The organism is Stenotrophomonas sp., assembly GCF_032103445.1.
Classification (GTDB): domain Bacteria; phylum Pseudomonadota; class Gammaproteobacteria; order Xanthomonadales; family Xanthomonadaceae; genus Stenotrophomonas.
The window spans coordinates 1-13,443 of sequence record NZ_DAMDFR010000055.1 but is presented as its reverse complement, the minus strand read 5'-3'; the positions used below and the strand labels follow the sequence as shown (position 1 = coordinate 13,443).

Here is a 13,443-nt window from a genome sequence, read left to right as displayed (position 1 = left end):
TGACCGGTCAGCCGAGGCTGCGGGCGGTATTGATGACGTTGATGCCGTTGAAGCGGGCGGTGGACGAACCGTGCGAGACCGCCGAGACCTGGCCCGGCTGGCCTTTGCCGTCAAAGAACGAACCGCCCAGGCGGTAGTCGCGCTCATCGGCCACGGCCACACAGGCGTTCCAGAATTCCGGCGTGCGGATCTGGTACGCCACGTCCTCGATCATGCGGGTGATCTGGCCGTTCTTGATCTCGTAGAACAGCTGTCCGCCGAACTGGGCGTTGTAACGCTGCTGGTCGATCGAGAACGAGCCGTCGCCGATGATGTAGATGCCGTTCTCGACGTCCTTGATCATGTCGGCCACGCTCAGCGGGGTCTTGCCCGGGGCCATCGACACATTGGCCATGCGCTGGAACTGCACGCTGGACCACGAGTCGGCATAGCAGCAGCCGTCCGATTCGGTCTTGCCCAGAATGTGCGCCTGGTCGCGGATGGTCTGGTAGTCCACCAGCTTGCCGTTGCTGATCAGATCCCAGCGCTTGGTCTTGACGCCTTCGTCGTCGTAGGCGACCGCGCCGAGGCTGCCCGGTTGGGTCTTGTCGGCGAAGATGTTGACCAGGTCGCTGCCATACTGGAAGCGCTGTTCGCGCTTGTCCAGGGTGGCGAAGCTGGTGCCGGCGTAGTTGGCCTCGTAGCCGAGCACGCGGTCCAGTTCCAGCGGGTGACCCACCGACTCGTGGATGGTCAGCCAGGTGTGCGACGGGTCGAGCACCAGGTCGTACTTGCCGGGCTTCACCGACGGAGCCTTCAGCTTCTCCTGCGCCTGCTTGGCGGCGGCGATGGCGTCTTCCTTCATGTCGTAGGACGAACCGTAATTCACCACGCCGTTCGGGGTCAGCACTTTGCCGGCGGCTGCGCCATCCAGATATTCATAGCCCATGCCCATCGGCGAGGACAGCCCGTCGCGGGTACGGAACTTGCCGCTGGCCTTGTCGATGGCGGTGACCGTCATCGGGGCCCAGATGCGGTGCACGTCCTGGTCGATGTAGGAACCGTCGGTGGAGGCGAAGTACTTCTGCTCGTTGACCAGGAACAGCATCGAATTGACGAAGCTGGCACCCGCCCCGATCGCAGCGGCATTGACGTCCAGCAGCAGCTCGACCTTGTCCTTGATCGGCACTTCCATCGCATTCTTGCGGATCGGGGTCTTCCAGCTCACCTCGCCCACGCCTGGGGTGGCAGCCAGCTGGACCGGGGCGGTCTGCACGCCGGCATTGGCCTTGGCGATGGCTACCGCCTGCTGCGCGGCCTTGGCCACATCGCCTGGGCCAAGCTGGTTGGTGGCGGCAAAGCCCCACGCGCCGTTGACGATCACGCGGATGCCGACACCGGTGGATTCGGTGTTGACCACGTTCTGCACCTTGTCTTCGCGGGTGATCACGAACTGGCGCAGGTAGCGGCCGATTCGCACGTCGCAGTAGGTGGCTCCGCCCTGGCGGGCAGCGGCCAGGGCGGCGTCGGCCAAGCGCTTCTTCAGCGCCGGGTCGAGCGTGCTCTGCAGCTGCTCGGCGGCGATCACCTTGCCGAAGAACGACGGCACGATCAGGCCGCCTGCGGTAAGCCCTGTCAGGGCAAGAAAATCACGTCTTTGCAAGGCAGTTCTCCGTGTGATCGCACTCAGCCCAGGCTTCGCGCGGTGTTGATGATGTTGATGCCATCAAATCGTGTGGTCGACGAACCGTGCGAGACCGCCGAAACCTGCCCGGGCTGTCCCTTGCCGTCGAAGAAGGAGCCGCCGAAGCGGAAGTCGCGCTCGTCGCAGATCGCACTGCAGGCGTTCCAGAACTCCGGCGTGCGGATCTGGTACGCGGCGTCCTCGACCATGCCGGCGATCTGGCCGTTCTTGATCTGGAAGTACAACTGGCCGCCGAACTGTGCGTTGAAGCGCTGCTGGTCGATGGAATACGAGCCACGGCCGTGGATGTAGATGCCGTTCTCCACGTCCTTGATCATGTCGGCCACGCTCAGCGGGGTTTTGCCCGGAGCCAGCGAGACATTGGCCATGCGCTGGAACTGCACGCTGGACCACGAGTCGGCATAGCTGCAGCCATGCGATTCGTTCTCGCCCAGCAGATGCACCTCATCGCGGGTGGCCTGGTAGTTGACCAGGATGCCGTCCTTGACCAGGTCCCAGCGCTTGGTCTTGACCCCTTCGTCGTCGTAGCCCACTGCACCCAGGCTGCCGGGCGAGGTCTTGTCGGCAAAGAAGTTGACCCGCTCGCTGCCCCAGCGGTAGCCGGCGTCGCGCTTGTCCAGGGTGGCGAAGCTGGTGCCGGCGTAGTTGGCCTCGTAGCCCAGCACGCGGTCCAGCTCCAGCGGGTGGCCGACGTTTTCGTGGATGGTCAGGAACAGGTTCGACGGGTCCAGGACCAGGTCATACTTGCCCGGCTTCACAGACGGAGCCTTGAGTTTCTCGCGGGCGTGGCGCGCGGCGGCGATGGCATCCTCGACCGGGTCGTAGGAGTCGCGGTAGGCGGTGATGCCGCCGGGCAGGGCGATCTTGCCGCTGGCGTCGCCGTCCAGGAATTCGTAGCCCATGCCCATCGGCGAGGACAGCCCGGCACGGGTGCGGAACTTGCCGCTGGCCTTGTCGATGGCGGTGGCGGTGAACGGCAGCCAGATGCGGTGCACGTCCTGGTCGATGAAGGAGCCGTCGCTGGAGGCGAAGTACTTCTGCTCGTTGACCAGGAACAGGGTGGAATTGATGAAGTTCGCGCCGGCGTTCAGGGCTGCGGCGTTCAGGCTGAGCAGCAGGTCCACCTTTTCCTGCACCGGCACGGCCATGGCGTTCTTGCGGATCGGGGTCTTCCAGCTGACCTCGCCCACGCCCTTGACCGGGGCCAGTTGCACCGGCTTGGTCTGCAGGGTGGCGTTGGCGCGGGCGATGGCCGCGGCTTGGTTGACCGCCGCCAGTACGGCGGCCGGGGTCTGCTCGCGGGTGGCGGCGAAGCCCCAGGCTCCGTTGACGATCACCCGGATGCCGATGCCCGACGATTCGCTGTTGGTGACGTTCTGTACCTGCGCCTCGCGGGTGATCACCGCCTGGTTGAGGTAACGGCCGATGCGCACGTCGCAGTAGCTGGCCCCGGCGCGCTTGGCGGCGGCCAGGGCGGCCTCGGCCAGCACCTTCCTGCGGCCCACATCACCCGGCTCCAGCAGTTGCTCGGCAGCGATCAGCCGCGCATGCGGCAGCATCAGGCCGGCCAGGCCCATCCCAGACAGGGTCAGAAACTCACGACGTTGCACAGCAGGCGGTTCCCCAGCAGCGGTTTCGGGCCAAAGCCGTCAACCTTGGACAAGTCCTCGACTGTCAGGGGAGCGCCCGGAGTGGCACAAGTGACTCCGGTCATGGTTGGATGTGCGCTGTGACCACAATCTGCAACTGACATGACCCAACAGCGATGGTCCGAGGCCTGCGAGCGCAACCGCGACCCGATCCTGGCGGTGCTGCGCCCGCATCTGCAGGACCGACAGCGGGTGCTGGAGATCGGCAGCGGCACCGGGCAGCACGCCGCGTACTTTGCCAGCCAGCTGCCGCATCTGCAGTGGCAGGCCAGCGACCACCCCGATTACCTGCCCGGCATTGCCGAGCGCCTGGCCGAGGCCGCGCTGCCCAACGCGCCGCCACCGTGGCCGCTGCAGGCGGTGCTGGAGCCGCAGCCCGGGCTGGCCCCGTGGCCGGCCGACGCGGGGCGCTTCGATGTGGTGTACAGCGCCAACACACTGCACATCATGAGCTGGGCGCACGTGCAGGCCCTGTTCGCCGGGCTGCCGGCGGTGATGGCCCCGGGGGCATTGCTGTGTGTGTACGGGCCGTTCAATTACGGCGGGGAATACACCAGCGACAGCAACCGGACCTTCGATGCGTGGTTGAAGGACCGCGACCCGGCCTCGGGCATCCGCGATGTCGAAGCCGTGGATGCATTGGCTTCGGCGCAGGGCCTGGTGTTGATTGACGATGTGGCGATGCCGGCCAACAATCGTTTGCGGGTGTGGCGGCGCTGAACGCGGCCGGCACCACGCGGACACGCATGGCGTGTCCCTACACGCAGCAGACCCGGCACCCGTAGTGACGCGCCATGCGCGTCATCGGCAACCCAACCGGACTCAAGCCACTTGCACGATATGCAGCGCCTTCGGGTTCCGCCACTGGGCCAGGAGGGCGGCTTCCCGCGCCTTGGCACTGTGCAGGTGTGCTTCCTTGACGTGCCCGTAGCCACGAATGTGTTCGGGAATGCTGGCAATCTCCACCGCCAGCGCCACCCGGTCATCGTCCAGCCCGGCCAGCAGCTCGTCCACGGTGCGTGCGTAGTCCTCGATCAGCTGGCGCTCGCCGCGCCGCTCCTCGGTGCGCCCGAACACATCGAAGGTGCCGCCGCGCAGGAACTTCAGCTTCGCCAGCAGGCCGAACGCCTTCATCATCCACGGCCCGTATTCCTGCTTGATCAGCCGGCCCTGCTCGTCCTTCTTGGCGAACAGCGGCGGGGCCAGATGGAAGCGGACCTCGAAATCGCCCTCGAACTGCTGCTGCAGGCGGCGCTGGAACTCGCCGCTGGTGTACAGGCGGGCCACTTCATACTCGTCCTTGTAGGCCATCAGCTTGAAGTAGTAGCGCGCCACGGTTTCGGTCAGCGCGGTGCTGCCGGCCTTGTCCCACTCGGCTGCGCGCACCTTGTCCACCAGCGCACGGTAGCGTGCGGCATAGGCGGCATCCTGGTAGTCGGTGAGGAAACGCACGCGGCGGTCAATCAGCTCATCCAGCGAGCGCGACAGGCGTTCGTCGTCCAGCGGCAGGAACGCCACATCGCCCTGGCCGGCACGACCGGGCAGGCCGCGCAGCTCGCGCTCGTCGCCGGTGTTGCGTGGAGCCGCGTTGGCACCCCACTCATTGCCTTCCCACTCACCCGGGGGCAAGTCGTGCAGCGGGCCAGGGGTACGCTCGGCATCGGTATGGCCGTTGCGCACCAGCCCGGCCGCCTGCTGCACCGCCTGCGGGTCCACGGCGGCCAGACGGCCCCAGGCGAACGCCTGCTGGTTCATCGCCACGGCGGCACCGTTGAGCTCGATCGCGCGCATCAGCGCCTCGAACGAGATCGGCACCAGGCCCTGCTGCCAGGCGTAGCCCAGAATGAACAGGTTGGACGCAATGGCATCGCCCAGCAGCGCGGTCGCCAGCTGGGTGGCGTCCAGCAGCAGCGGATCACGGCCGCCCAGCGCCACGCGGATGCCGGCAATGATGTCGGCGGCCGGGAACTGCATGTCCGGGCGGGTGGTGAAGGTGCCCGGCATCGCTTCATAGGTATTGAGCACCACCTGCGAACGCTCGGCGCGTACTTTCGACAACGCCCAGTAGTCGTTCACCACCACCATGTCGCAGCCCACCACCAGGTCGGCTTCGCCGGCGGCAATGCGCACCGCATGGATGTCCGCTGGCTTGCGCGCGATGCGGATATGCGTGGTTACCGCGCCGCCCTTCTGCGCCAAGCCGGTCTGGTCCAGCACGGTCGCGCCCTTGCCTTCCAGATGCCCGGCCATGCCCAGCAGCGCGCCGATGGTCACCACGCCGGTGCCGCCGACGCCGGTGATCAGGATGTTCCAAGGCTGTTCCAGGGTGCTGCGGAACACCGGGGCCGGCAGGTTGTCCAGCAGCGCGCTGCCGTCGCGGCGCGCGCCCTTGCGCGGCGTACCGCCGTGCACGGTGACGAAGCTGGGGCAGAAGCCGGTGGTGCAGGAATAGTCCTTGTTGCAGTTGGACTGGTCGATGTCGCGCTTGCGCCCGAATTCGGTTTCCTTCGGCAGCACCGACACGCAGAAGCTCTTCTTGCCGCAGTCGCCGCAGCCTTCGCAGACCAAGGAATTGACCACCACCCGCTTGGGCGGGTCGACCAGCTTGCCGCGCTTGCGACGGCGGCGCTTTTCAGTGGCGCAGGTCTGTTCGTAGATCAGGATGCTGGTGCCCTTGACCTCGCGCAGCTGCTTCTGCACGGCGTCCAGCTCGGCGCGGTCAAAGAACTCCACACCCTCGGGGAACAGCTCGCGCTTGTTCCATTTACCGATCTCATCGCTGACCAGCATGATGGTCTGCACGCCTTCAGCGCGCATCTGGTGGGCGATCTGCGGCACGGTCAGGGTGCCGTCCACCGGCTGCCCGCCGGTCATCGCCACCGCGTCGTTGTAGAGGATCTTGTAGGTGATGTTGACCCCGGCGGCGATCGCCTGGCGGATCGCCAACGAGCCACTGTGGAAATAGGTGCCATCGCCCAGGTTCTGGAATACGTGCTCGGTATCGGTGAATGCTGCCTGGCCCGCCCAGGTGACACCTTCGCCGCCCATGTGGGTGAAGGTGTCGGTGCTGCGGTCCATCCAGGTCACCATGTAATGGCACCCAATGCCGCCCAGCGCGCGCGAGCCTTCCGGCACGCGGGTGGAGGTGTTGTGCGGGCAACCGGAGCAGTAGTGCGGCACGCGTGGGAAGCTGGCGCGCGGCAGCGCAAGCTCGGCTTCCTTGGCATCCATCCAGCGCAGGCGCTGCTCGATCGATTCGTTGCTGAAGAAACGCTGGATGCGTCGGCCGATCACCCCGGCAATGGTGGCCGGGGTCAGCTCGTTGGTCGACGGCAGGATCCATTGGCCCTGTTCGTCGTACTTGCCGACGATGGACGGACGCGGACCGGCACTGGCCGGCCAGTTGTAGAACTGTTCCTTCATCTGGCGCTCGATGAAGGCCCCCTTCTCCTCCACCACCACGATGTCTTCCAGCCCTTCGGCGAAGCGCGCGATGCCCACCGGCTCCAGCGGCCAGGTCATGCCGACCTTGTACACGCGGATGCCGATGTCGGCGCAGGCGCGCTCGTCCAGGCCCAGGTACTCCAGCGCCTGCAGCACGTCCAGATAGCTCTTGCCGGTGGTGACGATGCCCAGCCGCGCGCGCGGCGAGTCCATCACGATGCGGTCGATCTGGTTGGCGCGGGCAAACGCCTGTGCGGCCTTCACCGCATAACGGTGCAGGCGCATCTCCTGGTCCAGCGGCGGGTCGGGCCAGCGGATGTTGAGGCCACCGGCCGGCATCTCGAAATCTTCCGGCAGCACGATGCGACGTGCGAACGGGTCGACCTGCACCGAGGCCGAAGATTCCACCGTTTCGGCAATGGTCTTGAAGCCGATCCAGCGCCCGGTATAGCGGCTCATCGCCCAGCCGAGCAGGCCCATGTCGAGGATGTCCTGCACGCCGGCCGGGTTGAGCACCGGCATCATCGCGCTGACGAACTCATCTTCGCTGCCGTGCGGCAGGGTCGAGCTGCGGCAGGCATGGTCGTCGGCGGCCAGCGCCAGCACGCCGCCATGCACCGAGGTGCCGGCCGCGTTGGCGTGCTTGAACACGTCGCCGCAGCGGTCCACGCCCGGGCCCTTGCCGTACCACATGCCATACACGCCCTGGACCTTGGCCCCGGGGAACAGGTTGGTCTGCTGGGTGCCCCAGACCATGGTGGCCCCGAGGTCCTCATTCAGGCCCGGGGTGAACTTCACCTTGGCCGCTTCCAGGTGCTTGCGCGCCCGCCACAGTTCCAGGTCGAAGCCGCCCAGCGGGCTGCCGCGATAGCCACTGATGAAGCCGGCGGTGTCCAGGCCGGCGGCCTGGTCGCGCAGCTGCTGCATCAGCGGCAGGCGGACCAGCGCCTGCACCCCGCTCAGGTAGATGCGGCCATCGGTACGGGTGTACTTGTGGTCCAGCGTGTAGCTGTCATCCAGCACGCCGGGCTGGTTGGCGGACGAGGGCGAGGTGAGTTCGGCGGTACTGGTCATGGCTGGCCCGGAATGACGGCTGGCACGGCCGCTTCAGAGGCGACCGGAAAGGTGCGGATTGTAACAGTGACGCAATTTCCACACTTTTCATGACCCCAAGGGGTCGCATCCGGGCGCGTTCTGCGGTTAGGATCGGGGAGGGAGGTTGTGTGACAACCTGGGGGAAAATGTATGGCAGTGGCAAGAAATGTGCTGTCCAGCATGGTGCTGGCGGCGGGGATGGCAGTGTTCGGGGTGGCAGCGCAATCGTTGCCGACACTGCAGGAGTTCTACTTCGATGACGATACCGCTGCGGCCGCACCGCAGGTGGTGGCGGCTGATGCCCCTGATCTGGTCGATCAATTGGCGAAACAGCGCGAACGTGGTCGCAAGGCGCTGGACGCCACCGTGCAGCTGGCCAGCGTGGCGTACGCGCAGGGCCGGCCAGAGCTGGGTGCGCAGCTGTACATCGAAGCTGAAAAAGAGGCAGGTGCCAATTCGCTCCCCGGCCGCATGGTGCGCTGGAACAAGGGCTGGGATCTGTACCGCTCCGGCAACATCGACGGCGCACTGAGCGCTTGGCACGACGCCCAGGCCGGCATGCGTGGCAATCCCTCGTGGGTGCCGCCGACGCTGGCGCTGGCGCTGTGGACGCAGGGCCGCAAGGACGAAGCGGTGAAGTGGTATGCCGCCGCCGTGCGCACCGAGCCGCAGCAGTGGAGCAGCAGCGCCGGCTATGCGCAGCAGCTGCCGACCTGGCGTGACAGCGAGCGCGCCACGCTGGCCGAAGTGCAGCAGGCCTGGGCGACCAATCCGCCGGCCTGGCCGTAACCGGGTATCAACCGTCGGCGCTGACCGTGCGCCCGCGTGCCCAGTCGCGCAGGGCGCTCACCTGTTCGGCCATCAGCACCGACAACGGCCGGCTGTTGCGGATTTCCTGCATCAGCAGGTCGGTGTCGAGCACGCGTTCTTCCGCATGCGCCGCGTAGAGCCCTGACACCACCGCCTGTTCGATCTCCGCACCGGAGAACCCGTCACTGGCGGCGGCCAGCGCCGGCAGCGCGAAGTCGTCGGCGTTGAGCTGGCGGCGGCCCAGGTGCAGGCGCAGCAGGTCCACGCGGGTGTTGGCATCGGGCAGGTCAACAAAGAAGATCTCGTCGAAGCGGCCCTTGCGCAGCAGTTCGGCCGGCAGCTCATGCACCTGGTTGGCGGTGGCCACGATGAACACCGGTTCCTTCCGCTCTGCCAGCCAGGTCAGCAGATATCCCAGCACGCGGCGCGAGACGCCACCGTCTTCGCCCCCGCTGGCCAGGCCTTTCTCGATCTCGTCGATCCACAGCACGCACGGAGCCAGCTGCTCGGCCGAGGTCAGCGCCTGGCGCAGGTTCTTCTCCGTCTCGCCATGGAACTTGTCATACAGGCTGCCGAAGTCCAGGCGCAGCAGCGGTACCCCGAAACCGGCGGCGGTAGCCTTGGCCAGCATGGATTTGCCGCAGCCCTGCACGCCCAGCAGCAGCATGCCCTTGGGCGGGTCCAGGCCGGCGGTACCGGCCGAACCGCCCAGGAAGATCGAGCGGCGCTGGTTGACCCAGCGCTTGAGCCGGTTGGCCCCGGCCACGTCGGCAAAGCGGGTGGTGTCGTACTCGTAGTGCAGGTGCCCGGCACGGTTGAGCAGTTCGAACTTCAACCGGGCCAGCTGCGGCAGGTCATCCTGGCTCAGCGCGCCATCGGCGAAGATCAGCTGGCGGGCAATCCGGCGCGCGTCGACCATGCTCAGCCCGCGCAGGTTGCGCAGGATCAGCTGCACGGCTTCATTATCTACCTCCACCCGCTTGCCACCGTTCTCACGGGCATAGGTGGCGGCTTCTTCGCGCAGCATCTTCAGCAGCGCGTTGAGGTCGGGCAGGCGCGGGTTGAAGCGGGTGGCCAGTGCTTCCAGCTCGGCCGGCAGCTCCACCTTGGCCCCCACCAGCACCAGTACATGCGCTTCGCAGTGGCGGCGCTGGACCAGGTCACGCAGCGCGCGCTGGTGGCTGGCATAGCCCAGGTAGGGGTGGAAATCGAGCAGCAGGTAGATGCCGCGCTGCTCGGCCTGGCGGATCATCTGCAGCGCGGAACTGGCGTCGGGCGGGCCAATGGCGTCGTCCTCCTTGTCCATGTCGATCCGGCGCAGGCCCTCGGTGATCGACCAGCGGTGCAGGGCCCGCCATACGTGCATCAGGGTCTGGCGGAACAGTTCCACCACCCGGCCCTCGTCCTGGGTCTCGATCACAATCAACGGCGTATTGGCGCGGATCAGTGCGCTCAGGTCCTGTAGCTCGCTCATGGGGCCTGCATTCCTTTGGATCGCGCACGATAGCAAAGCGCAGCAACGGGGACGAGGTTCAGCCGCGCGACTATCTCCGTCACGGGCACCGGTGTACGCTCAAGCCAGGTTCCCCATCGGAAGCGAGGCGTGCATGAAGACGATCCTGGTCGCCGGTTCCAAGGGTGGCGTGGGTAAAACCACTGTCGCCACCCATCTGGCGGCCTCTGCCGCCCTGGCCGGCAAACGGACCGTTCTGGCCGACGCCGACCCGCAGGGGTCCAGTACCCGATGGGCTGAGCGCCGCGCCGGGCTGGAAAGCGCCGTGCTGCCGATCGAGGCCACCGGCAAGAAGGGCCTCAAGAAGGTGCCCGATGACACCGAAGTGCTGATCATCGACGCCCCGGCCGGCGCGCAGGCCGGTGAGCTGGAGGCCTTTCTCGACGTGGCCGACGCCGTGGTGGTGCCGGTGCTGCCGTCCGCGCTGGACATCGAGGCCATCGTCGGCTTCCTCAACAGCCTGGCCAAGGTGCCCCGGGTCCACAAGCGCAAGCTGCCGGTGGGGCTGGTGCTCAACCGCACCAAGCCGTGGACCCAGACCTCGCAGCAGGCCCTGAACATGCTGGCCGATTGGCCCTACCCGGTGGTGGCGCAGCTGCGCGACACCCAGGGCTATGTGGTCATGACCGGGCTGGGCCGCAGCGTCTTCGATTACCGCTCCGCGCAGGTGCGCGAGCACCAGAGTGACTGGGAGCCACTGCTGCAGTGGCTGAAGCAAGACTGATCCACAAGGAATCCCTATGCGAGAACTGATATTGCTGCGCCACGCCCATGCAGAACCTCCCGCTACCGGCCAGGAGGACCTCGACCGTCCGCTGTCGGCGGTCGGGCTGGCCGAAGCCGAGGCAGCTGGCAGATGGTTGAAGGAAAAGGGCGTCATGCCCGATTGCATCCTGTGCTCACCGGCACGCCGCACCCGCGAGACCCTTGAAGCCGTTCTGGGTGTCACCGGGTATGTGGAGAAGAAACTCGACGATGACATCTACGACGCCACCCCGGGCGCGCTGATCAGCCTGATCGACAAGTACGCCGAAGTCGATCGTCTGCTGGTCGTGGGACACAACCCGGGCCTGGAGCAGCTTGTGGCGTTCATGACCGAAGGCAGCACCAGCGAGTACCGCGGCATGCCGCCAGCCGGCATTGCCGTGCTGCAGTTCGACCGAGAGGCCGCCATCGAGCCCGGAGTGGCGAAGCTGACCCAGTTCTGGTGGCCGTAAGCCGTGAAAGCAGTACAGATCGGATTGGGCTGTCTGCTTGGGTTGGCGGCGGGTACCACGTTTGCTGAACCGCCCGTTCCCGCCTCGCCGCCCAATCCCATCGCCGCCGCCGCCCAGCCCCCGCAACAGGTGCTGGCGGTGGACACGGCACGTTCGCACTTCGGCTTCGAGATCCGCACCCGCCTGGGCCAGCGCATCGAAGGGGTGTTTCCGCGCTTTGAAGGGCGGGTGGACGTCCTGCCGGACGGCCGCCACCAGGTCCATCTGCGGATGTTCAGCCGCTACGTGGAAATTCCCGGCAAGGCCCGCTACACCGGCTGGATGCGTGGCGAGGAGTTCTTCGACGCCGACCGCTACCCGGTGGTCGAGTTCGATTCGCTGCCCTACTGGCCGGAACTGGTCAACAAGGGCGGTGGCATCGAGGGCCGGCTGATCCTGCGCGGGGTCTCGCACCCCGAGGTGCTGAAGGTGGAACCGGCGGCCTGTCCCCGGGCCGGGTATGATTGCGATGTGGTCAGCCGCGGTACCGTGCAGCGTGGCCGGTATGGAATGGACAGCTGGCAACTTGCCCTGAGTGATCGAGTGACCTTCGTATTGCGTGCCCGCCTCACCGAGGCGGCCAAACCGTGAATCTGCTGCTGCGGCTCTTGGCGCTGGCAACCGTGTTGCTGGGCAGCGGATGTGCGTCCCTGTCCAGCGCCGAGCGCGAGCGCGCCGCCGGCGTTGCTGCGCAGGCCCGCTCACAGCAGGTGGACTGCACCCGGCCCGACCGCTGCGCGCAGGATTCGCCGCTGCGCGCGCTGGGCGGCCAGGCCTTTACCGAGTCCACACCGGAAACCCCGCGCCACTACGCCACCATCCTCGATGAAGGCGAAACCTCGCTGGTGGCGCGCATCAACCTGATCCGCAGCGCCACCCGCAGCATCGACCTGCAGACCTACATTTTCGACAAGGACGACAGCGCCCGGCTGGTGCTGGAGGAGCTGCAGGCCGCCGCACGTCGCGGGGTCAAGGTGCGGGTGCTGATCGACCAGCTGTCGGCCATCTCCGACCTGCAGATCCTCGGTGCGCTGGCCAGCAGCCACCAGAACTTCCAGTTGCGGGTGTACAACCCGACCTTCGGCAAGGCCAAGCTCAATTACTTCGATTACGCCGGCAGCGTGCTGTGCTGTTTCCGCCGCTTCAACCAGCGTATGCACAACAAGCTGCTGGTGATCGACGACGCACTGGGCGTGGTCGGCGGGCGCAACTACCAGGACGACTATTACGACTGGGACAGCGAATACAACTTCCGCGACCGCGACGTGGTGGTCGCCGGCCCGGAAGTGCGGGCGATGGCGGTCAACTTCGATGCGTTCTGGCATGCGCCGCGCAGCGTGCCGGCCGAGCGCCTCAACGACGTCGGCCGCACCCTGCTCACTCAGGGCGCGCCGGCCATGCCGCCGCTGGACTACCGCCACCCCGAACGCGTGGCCCAGGTCAGCGACGAGGCCAGCGATCCCGACTACGTGCGTCGCACCTTCGTCGATACCGCGTTACCGGTGGCCTCGGTGCGATACGTCGCCGACCTGCCGCGCAAGCATCGGCGCGAGCGCGCCAGCCAGCCGGCCAACGGCCAGCACGTCACCGAACCGCAGCTGGATGCACTGATTGCCAGTGCGCAGCGCGAAGTGCTGCTGCAGACGCCGTACCTGGTGCTGTCCAAGCCGGCACGAAAGCTGTTCAAGGAGCTGCGCGCACGCGAGCAGGCCCCGCGTGTGGTGGTGTCGACCAACAGCCTCGCCGCCACCGACAACCCGATCGTGTATGCGCTGTCCTACAAGTACAAGCGCCGCAACCTGCGCGAGCTGGGCTTCAACATCTACGAGTACAAGCCGTTCCCGTTGAACGCGCCGGTGGACTACCGCAACCTGCTGCCGGCCCCGCTCGGCGTGCCGCCCAGCGGCGAGCGCCGCAGCAGCCTGCTCGGTGGCAGTGCCGCCGGCAGCAATGCGCGCAGCAGTGGCAGCAGTGGCAGCCGCGGTTACAGCG

Annotated in this window: 10 protein-coding genes; 6 read left to right on the top strand and 4 right to left on the bottom strand. The window is 66.7% G+C overall.

All coding sequences use genetic code 11. From position 1 onward, the window contains the following. Positions 1–7: 7 nt before the first annotated feature. Both RT551_RS16360 and RT551_RS16355 read right to left on the bottom strand, forming a co-directional pair. Positions 8–1,642 carry a TldD/PmbA family protein gene (locus tag RT551_RS16360; RefSeq protein WP_311193262.1) on the bottom strand — a complete coding sequence of 545 codons (1,635 nt, stop codon included), beginning with the start codon at positions 1,640–1,642 and terminating at the stop codon, positions 8–10. Positions 1,643–1,665: 23 nt separating this feature from the next. After that, on the bottom strand, positions 1,666–3,294 hold the full coding sequence (locus RT551_RS16355; RefSeq protein ID WP_313460598.1) for a TldD/PmbA family protein: 1,629 nt from the start codon (positions 3,292–3,294) through the stop codon (positions 1,666–1,668). A 141-nt stretch (positions 3,295–3,435) separates the two neighbouring features. On the opposite strand from RT551_RS16355, the gene RT551_RS16350 reads away from it, so the two are divergent. Continuing rightward, complete coding sequence (locus tag RT551_RS16350) at positions 3,436–4,053, top strand: DUF938 domain-containing protein (RefSeq protein ID WP_313460596.1); 618 nt, start codon at positions 3,436–3,438, stop codon at positions 4,051–4,053. Positions 4,054–4,155: 102 nt separating this feature from the next. Here the strand turns inward: RT551_RS16350 and RT551_RS16345 are convergent, their stop codons facing one another. Then, positions 4,156–7,851, bottom strand: a complete 3,696-nt coding sequence (locus RT551_RS16345; RefSeq protein ID WP_313460594.1) for an indolepyruvate ferredoxin oxidoreductase family protein — start codon at positions 7,849–7,851, stop codon at positions 4,156–4,158. A gap of 171 nt (positions 7,852–8,022) precedes the next feature. On the opposite strand from RT551_RS16345, the gene RT551_RS16340 reads away from it, so the two are divergent. After that, the gene (locus RT551_RS16340) at positions 8,023–8,661 is read left to right on the top strand and encodes a tetratricopeptide repeat protein (protein ID WP_313460592.1); all 639 of its coding nucleotides are present in this window, start codon (positions 8,023–8,025) and stop codon (positions 8,659–8,661) included. A gap of 7 nt (positions 8,662–8,668) precedes the next feature. Here the strand turns inward: RT551_RS16340 and RT551_RS16335 are convergent, their stop codons facing one another. Continuing rightward, positions 8,669–10,156, bottom strand: a complete 1,488-nt coding sequence (locus RT551_RS16335; RefSeq protein ID WP_313460590.1) for an AAA family ATPase — start codon at positions 10,154–10,156, stop codon at positions 8,669–8,671. Between the two features lie 133 nt (positions 10,157–10,289). Here RT551_RS16335 and RT551_RS16330 point away from each other — a divergent pair, with 133 nt between their 5' ends. From RT551_RS16330 to RT551_RS16315, 4 genes are all read left to right on the top strand, one after another. Then, positions 10,290–10,919 carry a ParA family protein gene (locus tag RT551_RS16330; protein ID WP_313460589.1) on the top strand — a complete coding sequence of 210 codons (630 nt, stop codon included), beginning with the start codon at positions 10,290–10,292 and terminating at the stop codon, positions 10,917–10,919. Between the two features lie 16 nt (positions 10,920–10,935). Further along, positions 10,936–11,412, top strand: coding sequence for a histidine phosphatase family protein (locus tag RT551_RS16325; protein WP_313460587.1), 477 nt, complete (start codon positions 10,936–10,938; stop codon positions 11,410–11,412). Positions 11,413–11,511: 99 nt separating this feature from the next. Then, entirely contained in the window at positions 11,512–12,042 is a 531-nt protein-coding gene (locus tag RT551_RS16320) for a YceI family protein (RefSeq protein WP_311193742.1), read from the top strand. Next, positions 12,039–13,443, top strand: a 1,405-nt coding sequence (locus tag RT551_RS16315; RefSeq protein WP_313460585.1) for a phospholipase D family protein, incomplete at its 3' end; no start/stop codon positions are given. The genes RT551_RS16320 and RT551_RS16315, both read left to right, overlap by 4 nt.